The 17,228-nt window shown below is 67.8% G+C and carries 16 protein-coding genes; 14 read left to right on the top strand and 2 right to left on the bottom strand.

Annotated features, from left to right (window positions below):
* Positions 1-10 precede the first annotated feature (10 nt).
* The 3 genes from AC1D2F_RS03795 to AC1D2F_RS03785 all read left to right on the top strand — a co-directional run bounded on the left by AC1D2F_RS03795 (position 11) and on the right by AC1D2F_RS03785 (position 3,739).
* Entirely contained in the window at positions 11-1,387 is a 1,377-nt protein-coding gene (locus AC1D2F_RS03795) for a geranylgeranyl reductase family protein (protein ID WP_476966202.1), read from the top strand.
* Positions 1,384-2,484 (top strand): polyprenyl synthetase family protein, encoded by a 1,101-nt coding sequence (locus AC1D2F_RS03790; RefSeq protein WP_229995336.1) that lies wholly within the window; start codon positions 1,384-1,386, stop codon positions 2,482-2,484. Before AC1D2F_RS03795 ends, AC1D2F_RS03790 begins: the two co-directional genes overlap by 4 nt.
* A 433-nt stretch (positions 2,485-2,917) precedes the next feature.
* Positions 2,918-3,739: an endonuclease domain-containing protein gene (locus AC1D2F_RS03785; RefSeq protein WP_229995337.1), complete on the top strand. Its 822-nt coding sequence runs from the start codon at positions 2,918-2,920 to the stop codon at positions 3,737-3,739.
* A gap of 181 nt (positions 3,740-3,920) precedes the next feature.
* Here the strand turns inward: AC1D2F_RS03785 and AC1D2F_RS03780 are convergent, their stop codons facing one another.
* Complete coding sequence (locus AC1D2F_RS03780; protein WP_229995872.1) at positions 3,921-4,349, bottom strand: hypothetical protein; 429 nt, start codon at positions 4,347-4,349, stop codon at positions 3,921-3,923.
* Positions 4,350-4,369: 20 nt separating this feature from the next.
* Positions 4,370-5,035, bottom strand: a complete 666-nt coding sequence (locus AC1D2F_RS03775; RefSeq protein WP_229995873.1) for a trimeric intracellular cation channel family protein — start codon at positions 5,033-5,035, stop codon at positions 4,370-4,372.
* A gap of 61 nt (positions 5,036-5,096) precedes the next feature.
* Here AC1D2F_RS03775 and AC1D2F_RS03770 point away from each other — a divergent pair, with 61 nt between their 5' ends.
* The 11 genes from AC1D2F_RS03770 to cobA all read left to right on the top strand — a co-directional run bounded on the left by AC1D2F_RS03770 (position 5,097) and on the right by cobA (position 17,156).
* The gene (locus AC1D2F_RS03770; RefSeq protein WP_229995874.1) at positions 5,097-5,843 is read left to right on the top strand and encodes a sirohydrochlorin chelatase; all 747 of its coding nucleotides are present in this window, start codon (positions 5,097-5,099) and stop codon (positions 5,841-5,843) included.
* Between the two features lie 131 nt (positions 5,844-5,974).
* Positions 5,975-7,720, top strand: a complete 1,746-nt coding sequence (locus tag AC1D2F_RS03765) for a nitrite/sulfite reductase (protein WP_364745297.1) — start codon at positions 5,975-5,977, stop codon at positions 7,718-7,720.
* The gene (locus AC1D2F_RS03760) at positions 7,717-8,427 is read left to right on the top strand and encodes a phosphoadenylyl-sulfate reductase (protein ID WP_229995876.1); all 711 of its coding nucleotides are present in this window, start codon (positions 7,717-7,719) and stop codon (positions 8,425-8,427) included. Before AC1D2F_RS03765 ends, AC1D2F_RS03760 begins: the two co-directional genes overlap by 4 nt.
* Positions 8,424-9,371, top strand: coding sequence for a sulfate adenylyltransferase subunit CysD (gene cysD / locus AC1D2F_RS03755; protein WP_229995877.1), 948 nt, complete (start codon positions 8,424-8,426; stop codon positions 9,369-9,371). Before AC1D2F_RS03760 ends, cysD begins: the two co-directional genes overlap by 4 nt.
* On the top strand, positions 9,371-10,783 hold the full coding sequence (locus AC1D2F_RS03750; RefSeq protein ID WP_476966201.1) for a sulfate adenylyltransferase subunit 1: 1,413 nt from the start codon (positions 9,371-9,373) through the stop codon (positions 10,781-10,783). The genes cysD and AC1D2F_RS03750 overlap by 1 nt, the downstream gene beginning before the upstream one ends.
* Positions 10,784-10,948: 165 nt before the next feature.
* Positions 10,949-12,115, top strand: coding sequence for an RtcB family protein (locus AC1D2F_RS03745; protein WP_229995879.1), 1,167 nt, complete (start codon positions 10,949-10,951; stop codon positions 12,113-12,115).
* A gap of 240 nt (positions 12,116-12,355) precedes the next feature.
* Positions 12,356-13,534: an ABC transporter substrate-binding protein gene (locus AC1D2F_RS03740; RefSeq protein WP_476966200.1), complete on the top strand. Its 1,179-nt coding sequence runs from the start codon at positions 12,356-12,358 to the stop codon at positions 13,532-13,534.
* Positions 13,535-13,578: 44 nt separating this feature from the next.
* The gene (locus tag AC1D2F_RS03735) at positions 13,579-14,304 is read left to right on the top strand and encodes an ABC transporter ATP-binding protein (RefSeq protein WP_364745312.1); all 726 of its coding nucleotides are present in this window, start codon (positions 13,579-13,581) and stop codon (positions 14,302-14,304) included.
* The gene (locus AC1D2F_RS03730) at positions 14,294-15,232 is read left to right on the top strand and encodes an ABC transporter permease (RefSeq protein WP_364745315.1); all 939 of its coding nucleotides are present in this window, start codon (positions 14,294-14,296) and stop codon (positions 15,230-15,232) included. Before AC1D2F_RS03735 ends, AC1D2F_RS03730 begins: the two co-directional genes overlap by 11 nt.
* Before the next feature lie 217 nt (positions 15,233-15,449).
* Positions 15,450-15,746: a putative quinol monooxygenase gene (locus AC1D2F_RS03725; protein WP_229992420.1), complete on the top strand. Its 297-nt coding sequence runs from the start codon at positions 15,450-15,452 to the stop codon at positions 15,744-15,746.
* A 123-nt stretch (positions 15,747-15,869) separates the two neighbouring features.
* On the top strand, positions 15,870-17,156 hold the full coding sequence (gene cobA, locus AC1D2F_RS03720) for a uroporphyrinogen-III C-methyltransferase (protein ID WP_476966199.1): 1,287 nt from the start codon (positions 15,870-15,872) through the stop codon (positions 17,154-17,156).
* The last annotated feature ends 72 nt before the right edge of the window (positions 17,157-17,228 follow it).

The following is a 17,228-nucleotide window of genomic DNA, read 5'->3' as shown; positions in this document are numbered from 1 at the left end:
GCTACGCGTCGTGAATGTACTGATTGTCGGAGCGGGCCCGGCCGGATCCACCGCCGCCTACTACCTTGCCAAAGCCGGCATTGACGTGACGGTGCTGGAGAAAACCAGCTTTCCCCGCGAGAAGGTCTGCGGCGACGGCCTGACCCCGCGCGCGGTCCGCGAGATCCAGAAGCTGGGACTCGCGCATCCTGAAACCGAGGGCTGGCGGCGGAACAAGGGCCTGCGCCTGATCGCCGGCGGCCGCACGATCGAACTGCCGTGGCCGGAGGTTGCCGACTTCCCGCAGTACGGGCTGATCCGGACCCGGCTCGGCTTCGACGAACAGCTGGCCCGCCACGCCCAGTCCGCGGGCGCCGTCGTGCTCGAACGCCACAGTGTCACCGAGGCGCTGCACTCCGAAGATGGCCGGGTGACGGGCGTCCGCGCCTCACTGCTGGACAACTCGGGGCGCAAGACCGGCGAAACGCGCGACTTCAGCGCCGACGTCGTGCTCGCGGCGGACGGCAACTCGACGCGCACCGCCGTGTCGCTGGGCATCAGCAAACGCGACGACCGGCCGCTCGGCGTGGCCGTGCGGACCTACTTCACCTCGCCGCGGCACGAGGACGACTGGATGGAAGGCTGGCTGGAGCTGCCCGGCCGCGACGGCAAACTCCTGCCCGGCTACGGCTGGGTTTTTGGCGTCGGCGACGGCACCTCCAACGTGGGCCTGGGCATCCTGAACTCCTCGAAGGACTTCGGCAAGCTGGACTACAAGCAGGTGCTGCGCGAATGGACCGCCGGCATGCCCGCCGACTGGGGCTTCACCCCGGAAAACCAGGTGGGCGAGATCCGCGGCGCCGCGCTGCCCATGGGCTTCAACCGCACCCCGCACTACTCACCGGGTCTGCTCCTCCTCGGCGACGCCGGCGGCATGGTCTCCCCGTTCAACGGCGAGGGCATCTCCTATGCCATGGAGTCCGCCCGCTTTGCGGCCGAATTCATCATCGACGGCGCTGCCCGGTCCGCGTCGGCAGGCTGGGGCGCTGCCGACGCCGACGCGCACTTGGCCCGGTACGCCGACTACGTACGCCAGCAGTGGGGCTCCCACTTCACGCTGGGCCGGGCGTTCGCCGCCCTGATCGGCAAGCCGGCCGTCATGAAACTGGCCCTCCGGACGGGCATGCCTGTCCCCGTACTCATGCGTTTCGTGGTGCGGTTGCTGGCCAACCTCACCGATCCTGCCGCCAAGGGTTTCGAGGACCGGGTCATCCGGGTCCTGGAATCCCTGGTACCTGCCACGTCCAACCAGGCCACGTCCGCCACGGCCGCGCCCACCACGGACAGCGTTCCGCACTCCGGCACCAACTCTGCGGTTTCCGCAACAAAAGTTAGGGTTAACCCGTGACCAACTCTGCAGATCAAAGCTGGACGCACGCCGGACACGGCCTGCCGAGCTCTGAACCCGACCTCAATACCACGGCGATCGCCACCGGCCTCCAACTGCCGGCAGGCTTCGCGGCCATTGCGGGCGACCCCGAACTGGGTCCCGCTCTCACCACCAACCTGGCGCGCGTCGAGAAGCGGCTGCGCGAAGCCATTGCCAATTCCGATCCCCTGGCTGACGCAACGTCGCGTCACCTCGTGGAAGCCGGCGGCAAGCGCATCCGCCCGCTGCTGACCCTGCTGTGCGCCCACCTTGGCGACGCTTCCCTGCCCGCGGTAGTGCAGGCCGCCGTCGTCGTCGAACTGACGCACCTCGCCACCCTGTACCACGACGACGTCATGGACTCCGCGCCGTTCCGCCGCGGGGCGCCCACAGCCCACGAGGTCTGGGGCAACTCCGTTGCCGTCCTGACCGGCGACCTCATCTTTGCGCGCGCCTCCATCCTGGTCTCGGAGCTCGGCTCCCGTGCGCTGGGCATCCAGGCGCGCACCTTTGAACGGCTCTGCCTGGGCCAGCTGCACGAGACCGTGGGACCGCGGCCGGACGAGGACCCCCTGGCGCACTACCTGTCCGTCATCGCGGACAAGACCGGCTCGCTGGTGGCCGCATCCGGGCAGCTTGGCGCAATCTTCTCCGGCGCTGACGAGGCCTACGAGCCGCTCCTGGTCGAGTACGGCGAGAAGGTGGGCGTGGCCTTCCAGCTCGCCGACGACGTCATCGACGTCACCGGGATCAAGGTCAAGTCCGGCAAGTCCCCGGGAACCGACCTGCGCGAAGGCATCCCCACCTTGCCCGTGCTGCTGCTGCGCAACGCCGCCCGCGACGGGGACCAGACCGCCGTCGAACTGCTGACGCTGATCGACGGCGACCTCAGCTCGGACGAGGCCCTGGCCGCTGCCGTGGCCGGACTCCGGGAGCACCCCGTCACCGCGCAGTCCTGGGTGGTGGCACGCGCCTGGGCCGATGAGGCCATTGCCGCCCTTGCACCGCTGCCCGAAGGCGTCGTGAAGGCCTCGCTGACCAGCTTCGCCCACGCGGTAGTGGACCGCAGCAGCTAGCCCGGCGGCGCCTGGCGCTCAGCCTTCACTTCCTGGCCCCGGCCGGTCCTTCCGGCTGGGCGCTTCGGGATTGGCGATCCTTAAACGGAATGGCCCCGGTTCCTCACAACGATCGAGTCTTCCGTTGTGCCGAACCGGGGCCATTTCTCCGTTCGCATCAGATCCACCGGAGGCATTTGGTGAACCCAGAAACGAGTCTATGACAGTTGTGTCATAGCGTCCAGCCCTTGATGTAAATTTGTTGTCATAAGATTTCGATCCGATGCCGGGTGTTGTCGCCCTGAGTTTCCCCACGTTTGGCCGGCCGGTGGCGGGACACGCCGTCGGACGTCCTCAAAACCGGAGAAAACCAGCGGCGCGGATGGTGCGGACTTGTCCACATAGCCGGCATGGTGGCTGCCCGGGGGTGTCATGCCACGTGTGTGATTGCCCTATGGACCTCGCGGGATACCTGGGATACGCCGGCTCGGTTGCCCGCACGGCCACGTTGCTGCAGGCCGGTTTTACGTCGAACGGGATCCGCACTTCCGTGGCTGCCGGGGAAATTCGTCGCCTGCGCCATGGGGTGGTGGCGCTGCCCGGGGCGCGGGCGGACTTCGTGGCTGCCGTGCTCGCCAACGGTACGCTCACCTGCGCCTCCGCCGCGCCGTTCCACGGCATATGGCGCCTCCATGAGCCCGAACGACTGCACCTGCTGTGCGCACACGGATCAGCGCCCGGAACTGTCATCCACCGCGCAAGCCTAGTCCCGCCGGAATTTCCGCAGCCCGTGGCCAGCCTGACGGACACACTGCTTCATGCGCTGCGCTGCCTGCCCCCGGTGGATGCCGCCGTCATGGTGGAAAGTGCCTTGTTGCAGGGCCGCACCGCGCTCGATTACCTCAGGCAGCGGCTGCCGGGAAACCGGAACGGGGCCGCCCGCGCAGTCCTGGACCTGGTCGACGGCACGGCTGACTCGGCGATCGAGGTCGTTGCCAGGCTGCTCTTCAGGAGCCAGGGAATCTACACCCAGACGCAGGTGCAGCTCCCGGGGATCGGGATTGTCGACTTCCTGCTCGAAGGCTTCCTGATCGTGGAGATCGACGGGAGCACCCACCTTGAGCGCGCGCAGGTCAGAAAGGACCGGGGGCGCAACAACGCCAGCACCTTGGCCGGCTATGCGGTCCTCCGATACGGCTACCAGGACGTCGTCTACAACCCGCAAAAGGTGATCGATGAGGTGCGGCAGGTGCTGCGAGGCAGGGTCATCCGCTGAAATTCCCCAGGTATGAATCTCCAGCGCTGCAGAATATCGGCGGTTTGGCCGGACACCCCGGCGGGGGACGCCAAACATGGGGAGAACCGGCGGCGGAGGAGGAGTGCGGCGGAGAGGCGGCGGCGGAGGAGGAGTGCGGCGGAGGGGATGAAGGCGGGGGAGGGGTGGCCGCAGTGGCCGCCTAGTCCTCGTCTTCGTCGTTGAAGGCCCACTCGAACATGTCGAAGACGAATTCGGAGAAAGTCCCCTCCTCGCTCTTCCACTGGCCGCGGGCGTTGTTCCGGCGGTACACGATGGGATCCGGGATGCTGAGGTCCCCGACGCGGAAGCCCCAGGTGAACTGCTCTTCCTCGTCCTCGAGGAACATGAGGAAGCCCTCGTCATCGACTTCGAGCTCTTCGGGGTCCCAGAAGTAGTGGTAGGCCTCCATGATGTCCTCGCAGCCGCCGACGGCCAGGTAGAACTCGCGCAGGACCAGCGGGACCTGGAACTGGTGTTCGGCCAGGGCGGCGTCAAGCTCGTCGGCCGCGAGGCCATCTTCTTCCTGCCATTCGTCTTCGAGATACTTCGGGACAAGCGCGCGGAATTTCTCGAGGAACATGTCAGTCATGGTCTTATCCTAGCTAATCCCTAGCGGTCGTTTTCCGCAGTGTCCAGGCCCAGCCGATGCCAGCCGCGCACTGCCAGCGGAACGTACCAGTGGCGCCGCCAGGCCGTGACCCGGAACGCGAAGACGAGAGCGGCGACGGCGCAGGCCGTCAATGCGGTGAAGGTCCCGGTGAGGGACAGGATCACGGTCGACAATGCCCCGGCGAACGCCGGCAGCGCGTAGAGATCCTTGGGGTCGAAGAGCTGCGGCACCTCGTTGGCGGTGATATCCCGCAGAAGGCCGCCGCCCACCGCCGTCGTGACGCCCAGCAGGACTGCGGCTACGGGGTTCATCCCGGCGGCCAGGGCCTTCAGCGTGCCGGTGATGCAAAACAAGGCCAGCCCGCCGGCGTCGAACAGGACCAGCAGCGAAGTGAAGCGCTGGACGCTGGAGAACAGGAAATACACCAGCACAGTGGCGAGCAGCGGCGGCGCCAAATACGCCGGGTTGGTGAACGCGGCGGGCGGGCCCGCGCTGATGATGATGTCGCGGATGACACCGCCGCCAAGGCTCACCACAGACGCCAGGAGCAGCGAGCCGATAATGTCGAACTGCTTTCGCGCCGCGAGCAGCGAGCCGGAGACCGCAAAGAAGAAGACACCCGCCAGGTCAAGCCAGATCAGGACGAGGCTAAAGGAGAAGGTCATGAAGCGTCCCGGTCGATAACAAGGGGGCGGATAGGGCGGCTCCAAGGTTACGCTAACGGCTATGAATAGCCCCATCCTGATCGCCTGCGCCCACGGCACGTCAAGCCCGCACGGAGCCGCGGAGGTCAACGCGCTCCGGGACGGCATCGCCGGGCTCCGTCCAGGGCTTGATGTCCGCGAGGCGTACGTCGACGTCCAAGACCCGGACCTGCCGGCCGTCGTGGCGGGCCTTCCGGAGGGGGAGACCGCCGTCGTGGTTCCCCTGTTGCTCAGCGTCGGATACCACGTCAAAGTGGACATCGCCCGGGCCGTGAAGAGCCGGCCGGACACTCTTGCCGCGGCGCCGCTGGGGCCGGACCCGCGGCTCGCAGCGCTGCTGGACGCGCGGCTGCGCGAGGCAGGAGTGACAGACAACGACGCCGTGGTCCTCGCCGCCGCCGGGTCCTCCGATCCCAGCGCCGCGCAGAGTGTCGAAGAACTCACGGACCAGCTCCGTGCCTTGCGTTCCAACCGGATCGTGGCCGGCTACGGTGCCTCCGCCAAGCCCTCGGTTCCCGACGCCGTCGCCATGCTCCGCGAGGAGGCCGCCGGCGGTGCCGGCGCGGGGGAGTCGGCCGGTGCGGTGGACCTGGGCGGCCGCGTGGTCATCGCCTCCTATCTCCTGGCGCCCGGCTTCTTCCATGACCAGTTGGCCAAGGCCGGCGCGGACCTTGTGACGGCGCCGCTGCTGCCCTCGCCGGTCCTCGCCGAAATTGCCCTGGAACGCTACGACGCCGCGCTGGCCGCAGCCCCGCAACCCCGGCCCTGACGGTCCCCGCAGATGCACAGCCGCGTGGCTACTTCAAGGGTTTCCGGCGGTTCGTGACGAAATATTTCCCTAGGTGACTCCCCATTTCTGAACCTTTGTGACGGGATTACAGCCACCCCTACAGTCGATGCATGACTGATACAGCTCTAGCCGGAGCGTCCACGGACGAGGCTGCCGCCGGCCGCACCAAACGCCCCTCCCGTCCGGCCGCAAAGCCGCACGGGCAGTGGAAAGTGGACGGCACCACGCCGCTGAACGCCAACGAAACCTGGAAACAGGAAGACAACGGCCTCAACGTCCGCGAGCGTATCGAGTCCGTCTACTCCAAGCACGGCTTCGACTCGATCGACGGCACCGACCTGCACGGCCGGTTCCGCTGGTGGGGCCTGTACACCCAGCGCAAGCCCGGGATCGACGGCGGCAAGACCGCCACGCTTGAGCCGCACGAACTCGAAGACAAATACTTCATGCTGCGGGTGAGGATCGACGGCGGTGCGCTCACCACCGAGCAGCTGCGCGTCATCGGCCAGATCTCCGTGGACTTCGCCCGCGACTCGGCCGACCTCACGGACCGCCAGAACATCCAGCTGCACTGGATCCGGGTGGAAGACATGCCCGAGATCTGGCGCCGGCTCGAGGGCGTGGGGCTGTCCACCACGGAAGCCTGCGGCGACGTCCCCCGCGTCATCCTTGGCTCCCCGGTTGCGGGCATCGCCAAGGACGAGATCATCGACCCCACGCCGCTGATCCAGGAACTCGCCGAACGGTTCATCGGCGACCCGGAACTGGCCAACCTGCCGCGCAAATTCAAGACCGCCATCACAGGCCACCCCAGCCAGGACGTGGTGCATGAGATCAACGACGTCGCCCTGGTGGGCCTGGTCCACCCCGAGCTCGGCATCGGCTACGACCTCTGGGTAGGCGGCGCGCTCTCCACCAACCCCATGCTGGGCAAACGCCTCGGCGCCTTCGTCCGGCCGGACCAGGCCGCCGACGTGTGGCTCGGCGTCACCAGCATCTTCCGCGACTACGGCTACCGGCGCATGCGCACCAAGGCCCGCCTGAAGTTCCTGCTGGCCGACTGGGGACCGGTGAAGTTCCGCCAGGTCCTCGAGGACGAATACCTCGGCTACAAACTCGACGACGGCCCCGCGGCGCCCAAACCGTCCACGCCCGGTGACCACATCGGCGTGCACGAACAGAAGGACGGCAAGTTCTTCATCGGCGCCACCCCGCTGGCCGGCCGCCTCTCCGGCAGCCAGCTGGTCAAGCTCGCGGACACCCTCGAAGCCCGCGGCTCGCAGCGCCTGCGCACCACCCCGCACCAGAAGCTCGTGGTCCTCGACGTGCCCAAGGACGAGGTGGACCCGCTCGTCGCCGAACTCGACGCCCTGGGCCTGTCCGCCCGGCCGTCCGTGTTCCGGCGCGGCACCATCGCCTGCACCGGCATCGAGTTCTGCAAGCTCGCCATCGTGGAAACGAAGGTCACTGCGGCGACGGCGGTCGCCGAGCTGGAGCGCCGCCTGGCCGACCTCGCCGAGAGCAAACAGCTGCCCCAGGCACTGTCCCTTCACATCAACGGCTGCCCCAACTCCTGCGCCCGGATCCAGACGGCGGACATCGGCCTCAAGGGCATGATGCTGCCGACGCCCGACGGCGACCCCACCCCGGGCTTCCAAGTCCACCTCGGCGGCGGGCTCGCGTCCGACAGCCGCGAGGAGGCAGGCCTCGGCCGCACCGTCCGCGGCCTCAAGGTCACGGCCGGGGAGCTGCCCGACTACGTGGAACGCGTGGTCCGGAAGTTCGTCGCGGACCGCTCCGAGGACCAAAGCTTCGCCGAGTGGGCGTTCGCCGCGGAGGAGGGTGATCTCCAGTGACCGTTGCACTCCGCACCCACGACGAGCTCAAGGCCCTTGCCGAGGCCGGTGCCGCCGAGCTCGGCTGGGACGCCCCGGCCCGCGATGTCATCGCCTGGGTGGCCCGCAATTTCGAGCTGCCGATGGTCGCCGTCGCCTGCTCCATGGCGGACGCGGTCCTGCCGGCGCTGGTCGCGGACGAGCTCCCCGGCGTCGACGTCCTGTTCCTGGAGACCGGCTACCACTTCCCGGAGACACACGCGACCCGCGACGAGGTGGCGGCCAACCTGCGCGTCAACGTCGTGGACGTGCTGCCGGAGAACACCGTGGAGCAGCAGGACCGGCTCCTAGGCAAGGACCTGTTCGCCCGCGACCCCGCGCAGTGCTGCGCCCTGCGCAAAGTGGCGCCCCTGCGCCGCACCCTCGCCGGCTACGAGCTCTGGTTCACCGGAGTCCGCCGCGACGAGGCCCCCACCCGCACCAACACGCCGCTGATCACCTGGGACGAGTCAAATGGCCTGGTCAAGGTCAACCCGGTGGCGGCCTGGACTTTCGACCAGCTGGTGCAGTACTCCGACGACAACCTTCTTCCCGTCAACCCGCTGCTTTCACAGGGCTACCCGTCCATTGGCTGCCAGCCTTGCACCCGCAAGGTGGCGCCCGGCGACGACCCCCGCGCCGGACGCTGGGCAGGAACCGACAAGACAGAATGCGGACTACACGTATGAGCACTTTCCTGACTGAGGAGCCCACACAGGTGACCGACGCTCCCGTTTCCACGCGCCTCTCCAGCCTCGACACGCTCGAATCCGAGGCCATCCACATCATCCGCGAAGTGGTTGCCGAGTTCGAGAAGCCTGCGCTGCTGTTCTCCGGCGGCAAGGATTCCGTGGTGATGCTGCACTTGGCCACCAAGGCCTTCTGGCCCGGCAAGGTGCCCTTCCCGGTGCTGCACGTGGACACCGGCCACAACTTTCCCGAGGTCATCGACTTCCGCGACCGCACCGTGGAACGGCTGGGCCTGAAGCTCGTTGTCGGCTCCGTCCAGGAGTTCATCGACTCCGGCGAACTGGCCGAGCGCGCCGACGGCACCCGCAACCCGCTGCAGACCGTCCCGCTGCTGGATGCGATCCAGCGCAACAAGTTCGACGCCGTCTTCGGCGGCGGCCGCCGGGACGAGGACAAGGCCCGGGCCAAGGAACGGATCCTGAGCCTGCGCGACGAGTTCGGCCAGTGGGACCCCCGCAACCAGCGGCCCGAGCTGTGGAACCTCTACAACGGCCGGCACACCGTGGGCCAGCACGTCCGGGCCTTCCCGATCAGCAACTGGACCGAACTGGATGTGTGGCGCTATATCGAGCGCGAGAACATCGAGCTGCCGGGCCTGTACTACGCCCACGACCGCGAAGTCTTTGCCCGCGACGGCATGTGGCGCGCAGTTGGCGAGGTCTCCCAGCCGCGCGAACACGAGGAAGTCATCACCAAGACCGTCCGCTACCGGACCGTCGGCGACATGTCCTGCACCGGCGCCGTGGAATCGGCTGCCGCCACCGTGCGCGACGTCGTCATTGAAGTTGCCGCCTCCACCATCACCGAACGTGGCGCCACCCGGGCCGATGACCGCATCTCCGAGGCCGCCATGGAAGACCGCAAGAAGGACGGCTATTTCTAATGAGCACGGAAACGTTTCTCCCGGGCCCGGACCTCGTTGCCGCGGCGCTGCCCACCACGCTGTTCCGCTTCGCCACCGCAGGCTCCGTCGATGACGGCAAGTCCACGCTGGTGGGCCGGCTCCTGCACGACTCGAAGGCGATCCTCGCCGACCAGCTCGACGCCGTCGCCCGCACCTCCGCGGACCGCGGGTTCGGCGGCGAAAAGGGCGGGATCGATCTCGCGCTGCTGACTGACGGCCTCCGCGCGGAGCGCGAGCAGGGCATCACCATCGACGTCGCCTACCGCTACTTCGCCACGGACCGCCGCAGCTTCATCCTCGCGGACTGCCCCGGGCACGTGCAGTACACCAAGAACACGGTGACCGGCGCGTCCACCGCGGACGCCGTCGTCGTGCTCATCGACGCCCGCAAGGGTGTCCTGGAGCAGACCCGCCGGCACCTGTCGGTGCTGCAACTGCTGCGCGTGGCCCACGTGATCGTCGCCGTGAACAAGATCGACCTCGTGGATTTCAGCGAGGACGTGTTCCGCGAGATCGAGGCGGACGTCCAGCAGGTCGGGCGCGAGCTCGGGCTCGGTTCCGACGGCGTTGCTGACCTCCGGGTCATCCCCGTGTCCGCCCTCGACGGCGACAACGTGGTCGATGCCTCGGAGCGCACCCCGTGGTACGACGGCCCCGCGCTGCTGGAAGTCCTGGAGACACTGCCGGCGGCCGACGAACTCGAAAGCCACCTGGAGAGCTTCCGTTTCCCGGTCCAGCTGGTGGTCCGGCCGCAGGGCGCACTGGCTCCCGACGCCGTGGCCGGCGGCCTCGATCCGGAGGCGTACCGCGACTACCGTGCCTACGCCGGCCAGATCACCGAAGGCTCGGTCAAGGTAGGGGACCAGGTCAGTATCCTGACCCCGGGCCAGGCCCCGCGCACCACCACCATCACCGGGATCGACTTCGCCGGCCGCGAGCTCGCCGAGGCGGCTGCCCCGCAGTCCGTGGCCCTGCGCCTGGCCGATGAGTTCGACGTCGCCCGCGGTGACACGATCGCGGCGGCGGGGACGGTACGTGAAGCCTCGGCCGACCTCTACGCTGCCCTTTGCTGGCTCTCGCCCAAGCCGCTCCGTGAAGGGGCCAAAGTGCTGGTCAAGCATGGCACCCGCACGGTCCAGGCCCTGGTCCGGAACGTGACGGGCAAGCTGGACCTCGCCAGCTTCGGTCTGGAGCCGACATCCACCCTGGAGCTGAACGACATCGGGCACGCGCAGCTTCGGCTCGCTGCCCCGCTTCCGCTGGAAAACTACCTGCACCACCGCCGCACCGGGGCGTTCCTGGTGATCGACCCGCTCGACGGCAACACCCTCGCCGCGGGCCTGGTCAACGACCACCCCGGCGACCACGAGGACGAGCGCTACTCGATCTGAGCGACGCAAGTTCTGGCTGAAAGCATCCCGACTACTCTCGCGAGTCGCCGGAAACGCGCGAGGTCGCCGTAAACTTACGGCGTCCTCGCGGGTTTCCCGCGAATTCGCCGCTTTGGCCCTTGCCACCCGGCCGGCGGACCATGATCATCGTCATGGAGGGGTGCCGTGGAAGTCATCAACAGCCGGCTCATCAGCTGGGCGTCGATCCTGGATGACAAGACCCGCGAGCAGGCGCTGGCCACAGCTGAGCTGCCCATCATCTACCCGCATCTGGCGCTGATGCCGGACGCCCACCTGGGCCTGGGCGCCACAGTGGGATCCGTCATACCCACCCTTGGTGCGGTTATCCCGGCCGCCGTGGGCGTCGACATCGGCTGCGGCATGATTGCCGTCCGCACGCAGTACGCCCTCAAAGACCTGCCCAAGGACCGGAAACGCCTGCGGGAGGGTATTGAGCAGGCCATTCCGCTGTCCGCCGGCAAATGCAACCGCAGGATCACCGTCACCGCCGAACCGCGGCTGGCTGAGTTGCGGCGAATGGCAACGACAGCGGGCTTCGAACCCGCCCAGTACGCCGCGAACTGGAAACTGCAGCTGGGATCGCTGGGATCGGGCAACCATTTCATCGAGGTGTGCGCGGATGAGACGGACGCCGTGTGGCTGTTCCTGCACTCAGGCTCCCGCGGCGTGGGCAACAAGATCGCGCAACGGCACATTGCCCGGGCCCGGAGCGGGGCCCGGATGAGGAACGCCGTCCTGCCGCATCCTGCCCTGGCCTACCTCGAGGAGGGAACTCCCGAATTCGAGCGCTACATCAGAGAACTCCGCTGGGCCCAGCACTTCGCACTGCTGAATCGTGAGGAGATGATGGACCGCGTGGTCCGGCAGTTTGAATCATGGACAGGCGGCCGTGTCCGGGAGACCGAACGGATCAACTGCCACCACAACTTCACCGCGCAGGAGAAGCATTACGGCAAATCCGTCTGGGTCTCGCGCAAGGGGGCGATCAGGGCCGAAGCGGGGGACGCAGGGCTCATCCCCGGCTCCATGGGCACGGCGTCCTACGTCGTTGTCGGGCTGGGGAACCCCGTGTCCCTGAACTCATCGCCGCACGGCGCCGGGAGGGAATACTCGAGGACCGCCGCGAAGAGAACGTTTTCTCTGGCCGAGCTAAAGGCCGCCATGCGGGGCATCGAATTCCGCCCCAGCGAGGCATTCGTAGACGAGATCCCGGCGGCGTATAAACCCATCGACCAGGTGATGCGCGACTCCGCCGACCTCGTCAAGATACGGCACAAGCTGCGGCAGCTCGTCAACGTTAAAGGCGATTGACGAGTCCCAGAGCCCGGATGGCGGCCCCCGATCTTTTGGGGCCGAATGTGACGCTGCGTGAACCCGCGTGACCCCCGGTTTCCGGGCCGTTGAACCGCCAATATGACACTCCCTATGGTGAATGAATGAAGACAACGGAACGGTTTCCCGGCCTCCCCCGCAGGGACTTCCAGGGGCGATGTCGCCGGCGCTGACCACCCAGCCTGGCCTTTCCGCACACCCCAGAACAGGACTTCACCCATGTCACGCACCCCCGAAAACCCCGAGCCCGGCACGCAGCCCGGCACCACCCGGATTGTCGCTGGCGAGACCGGCAAACCCAAACGCAAGCGCACCCTGGAGATCGCCCTCGTCGCGGGGCTCGTGCTCCTGATCGGCGCCGGCGCAGCCGTGGCATCCTCGCTGTCCCGCAGCCCGGAAACCGCCCCGGCCGCGGCCGTGGCGGACGCCGGCCCGGCCGCCGAACTCAGGCTCGGCTACTTCGGCAACATCACCCACGCCCCGGCCCTGGTGGGTGTCAACAAGGGGTTCATCGCCAAGGACCTCGGCCAGACCAAGCTCAGCACCCAGGTCTTCAACGCCGGCCCCGCCGCGATCGAGGCCCTCAACGCCGGCGCCATTGACGCCACCTACATCGGCCCCAACCCGGCCATCAACTCCTATGTCAAGAGCAACGGCGAATCGATCAGCATCATCGCCGGGGCCACGGCCGGCGGAGCGCAGCTGGTGGTCAAGCCCGGTATCAACTCGGCCGCCGAACTCAAGGGCAAGACGCTCGCGTCCCCGCAGCTCGGCGGCACCCAGGACGTGGCGCTCCGGGCCTGGCTCGGCAAGCAGGGGTTCAAGACCTCCACGGACGGCAGCGGCGACGTCGCGATCAACCCGACCGAGAACGCCCAGACCCTCAAACTGTTCCAGGACGGCAAGCTCGACGGCGCGTGGCTGCCGGAGCCCTGGGCCTCCCGCCTGGTGCTCCAGGCCGGCGCGAAGGTCCTGGTCGATGAGAAGGACCTGTGGGAGAAGGGCGAGTTCGTCACCACCGTCCTGATCGTCAACAAGAAGTTCGCGGCCGAGCACCCGGCCACCGTGCAGGCGCTCCTGAAGGGCCATGTTGAATCCGTGGACTGGCTCAACACGGCGCCCGCCGCCGAGAAAGCCACGGTCCTCAACGACGGACTCAAGGCAGCCGCCGGCAAGGGGCTGCCGGCCGACGTCATCGACCGGTCACTGAAGAACATTGTCTTCACCACCGACCCGCTCGCAGGGACGTACAAGAAACTGCTGCAGGACGGCGTCGACGCCGGCACCACCAAGCAGGCCGACATCAACGGCATCTTCGATCTCACAGCGCTCAACAGTGTCTTGGGGGAGAGCGCGGCCGGCACGAAGATCTCCGCCGAAGGGCTCGGCAAGGACTAGCTCCTTGGCCTCCAGCCATCCGCCACAACAGTAAGGACCAGACCATGCCAGTCGTACTGGAAAACCTGGGCAAGCGCTTCGGCGACGGCGCCCCGGTACTGGACGACGTCAACGCCACCATCGAGCAGGGCGAGTTCGTCGCCCTGCTCGGTGCCTCCGGCTGCGGCAAGTCCACCCTGCTCAACATCATGGCGGGACTGGAGGCCCCGACGTCGGGAGCCCTCGAAGTGCCCAGCGACGGCGCCGCCTTCATGTTCCAGGACGCGGCACTGTTTCCCTGGCTGACCGCGCGGGAGAACATCGAGCTGGCCCTGAAGCTGCGCGGCGTCGGGAAAGCCGACCGCAGGGTCCGGGCGGGGGAGCTGCTGGACCTGGTGCACCTGGGCGGGGCGGGGGACAAGCGGCCCCACGAACTCTCGGGCGGCATGCGCCAGCGCGTGTCCCTGGCCCGGTCGCTGGCCCAGGACCGGCAGCTGCTCCTCATGGACGAGCCGTTCGCGGCCCTGGACGCGATTACGCGGGACCTCCTCCATGACGAGCTCGAACGCATCTGGAAGGAAACCGGCCGGACCATCGTCTTCGTCACGCACAACGTCCGCGAGGCCGTCCGGCTTGGCCAGCGCGTGCTGCTGCTTTCCTCCCGGCCCGGCCGCGTGGTGCGGGAATGGCACGTCAGTGAAGAACACCGCACCGACGCCGGACTGGCCGGCCAGCTCACCGGCGAAATCACCGCCCGGCTACGCGAGGAGATCCGCCGCCATGCCAAGTAACCAACTTCCCGTAGCGGAAGCCCCGACCGAGACCCGCAAGGTCCACGCCGCCCTGACCCGTTCCTCCAGCGGCAAGGAAGACCTGCGCGAGCTTGAGGCGGGCCTCGATTCCCTGCAGTCCGACTCCATCCGCAAGGCCCGCATCGACTGGAGCCGGATCCTGCTGCCGGTGGCTGCGCTCGCAGTGCTGGTCATCCTCTGGCAGTTGTACGTGTCTCTGGGCTTCAAGCGGCGCGACATCGTGCCCGGCCCGCTGGATGTCATCGGCCAGATCGGCACCCTGTGGGGCGAGGGCAAGCTGCAGGAGGCCGTCTGGACCTCGCTGCAGCGCGGCGTCGTGGGCTTCTTGATCAGCGTGGTCATCGCGACTCCCGTGGGGCTCCTGCTCGCCCAGGTGGCACCGCTGCGCCGCGCGTTCGGGCCGCTGATCTCCGGGCTGCAGGTCCTGCCGTCGGTTGCCTGGGTGCCGGCAGCCATCCTCTGGTTCGGCCTCACCGACGCCACGGTGTATTTCGTCGTCTTCATGGGTGCGATTCCCTCGATCATCAACGGCCTGATCTCCGGTGTGGACCAGATTCCGCCGCAGTACCGCAGCGTCGGAAAGGTCCTGGGTGCGTCCCGGCTCCAGCTGGCCCTGCAGATCATCCTGCCGGCGGCCCTGCCCGGGTACCTCGGCGGCCTCAAGCAGGGCTGGGCGTTCTCCTGGCGCTCGCTGATGGCAGCGGAAATCATCGCCGTGGGCGGCACCATCGGCTTTGGCCTGGGCTCCATGCTGGACCAGGGCCGCGTCCTGTCCGACATGACCATCGTCATGTCCGCCATCCTGCTGATCCTCGCGGTGGGCATCCTGATCGAACTGCTTGTGTTCGCCCCGATCGAAAAGCGGCTGCTCCGGCGCAGGGGACTGCTCGCCGGCAGCACCCGCTAACCACCCCTCCACCCGCCTCCGCACCACCACCCCTCCGCAGCAACGCGGGGGTCACTTACCGCCGACATTCCTCGGGTTTATCGGTGGTAAGTGACCCCCGCGTTGCTTTTGCGTTGGCTCCTTGCCCGGGCTCAGGCGCGGGCCTAAACTCACGCCTATAGGCCGGGTTGCGGCTCATTCCAAGACTGTTTTTACGACTGTTTCCAAGGAGGTCGCTGTGGCAGCAAAATTTGGCGTGCTGGCCCTGGTCGAAGCCAAGGCGGGGAAGGAACAGGATGTCTGGGACTTCCTGAACGGGGGCCGCGAGATCGTGCTCAATGAGCCCGGAACGCGTACCTGGTACGCCTTCCGGGTCAATGAGAACACCTTCGGCATTTTCGACACCTTCGATACCGAGGAGGACCGGCAAGCCCACTTGGGCGGTGCCATCCCCGCCGCCCTCGGCGAACACGGTCCCGCCATGCTCGCCAAGGATCCGGACATCAAGCTGATCGAACTCATCGCCGTGAAATAGGGGCGCCGCCGGCCGCCGCAGATCAGGAGCGGCGATTGCCACAATGTGACGTGGCATTACCTTGCGTGAACTGGTGTTTCCGTACCGTTGTTCCGCTCTGTGACGCCGCCCTATCGTCGATGCATGGCAATTCAGGACATTTACCCCACGGCGCTGCGCCTCCTCGGCCGCCCCGTGCTGGTGGTCGGCGCCGGACCGGTGGCCGCCCGGCGCACCAAGGGGCTGCTCGACGCCGGAGCCCGCGTCACCGTCGTGGCACCGGTCGCCTGCCCGGCCCTGGCTGAACTTGCCACCGCCGGCCTCCTGAACTGGGAGCCCCGCCCGTACCGCCCCGCCGACGTCAACGGCGTCTGGTTCGTCCAGACCGCCACCGGCGACGCCGCCGTGGACGCGCAGGTCTCGGCCGACGCCGAGGCGCAGCGCATCTGGTGCGTCAATGCCTCCGACCACGAAGCTTCCGCCGCCTGGACGCCCGCCGTCGCCGTGGTGGACGACGTCAAGATCGCCGTCAACGCCGGCGGAGACCCGCGCCGCGCCATGGCCCTGCGCGACGCCGTCGCCACCGCCCTGGACACCGGGGACCTGCCGCTGCGCCGGCACCGTGTGTCCGGCACAGGTGCAACCGCCGGATCAGTGGCGCTCGTGGGCGGCGGGCCCGGCGACACCGGACTCATCACCGTCCGCGGCCGCCGGCTCCTGGGCCAGGCCGACGTCGTGGTGGCGGACCGGCTCGGCCCGCGTGAACTCCTGGCCGAACTGGCCCCCGATGTCCGCGTGATCGAGGTCGGCAAGACCCCCGGCCACCATCCGGTGCCTCAGTCTGAGATCAACCGGATCCTGGTCGACGAAGCCGTGCAGGGCCACCGTGTGGTCCGGCTCAAGGGCGGCGACCCATACGTCCTGGGCCGCGGCGGAGAAGAAGCCGAATTCTGCCGGCAGCACGGCGTCGAGGTGGAAGTGGTTCCCGGCGTCACCTCGGCCATTTCCGTCCCGGCCGCAGCTGGCATCCCGGTCACACACCGCGGGCTCGCCAAAGGCTTCAGCGTGGTCACTGGCCACGAGGAACTCTCCGAAGTCCCGGCCCGGGCCGACCACACTGTGATCCTGCTCATGGGCGTGGGCCAGCTGCGCGATTCCGCAGCCTCCCTGGCCCGCGCCGGTTTGCCTCAGGGGACGCCTGTTGGCATCGTAGAGAATGGATACCTGCCGAACCAGCGGGTGACCATCGGAACTCTCGGGACCATCGCGGACCAGGCGGAGGCCGCCGGCGTGGCGAACCCCGCCGTGATTGTGATCGGCGACGTGGTCCGCGTCAGCCCGTTCGCGCCGTCGCACTTCAAGACCGCGGACTACAGCACCACCTCCCCGAATGCTCCCCGCACCACCAAGACCCGCGTACTGACCCCCTAACACCCGTCGATTGCTCCACAACTGCCGTTATCAAGCCTCAAAAGGGCAGTTGTGGAGCAACGGATGCAGAAG

It is taken from the genome of Arthrobacter sp. P1_B3 (genome assembly GCF_056406615.1).
This window is presented reverse-complemented; position numbering and strand designations above follow the sequence as displayed.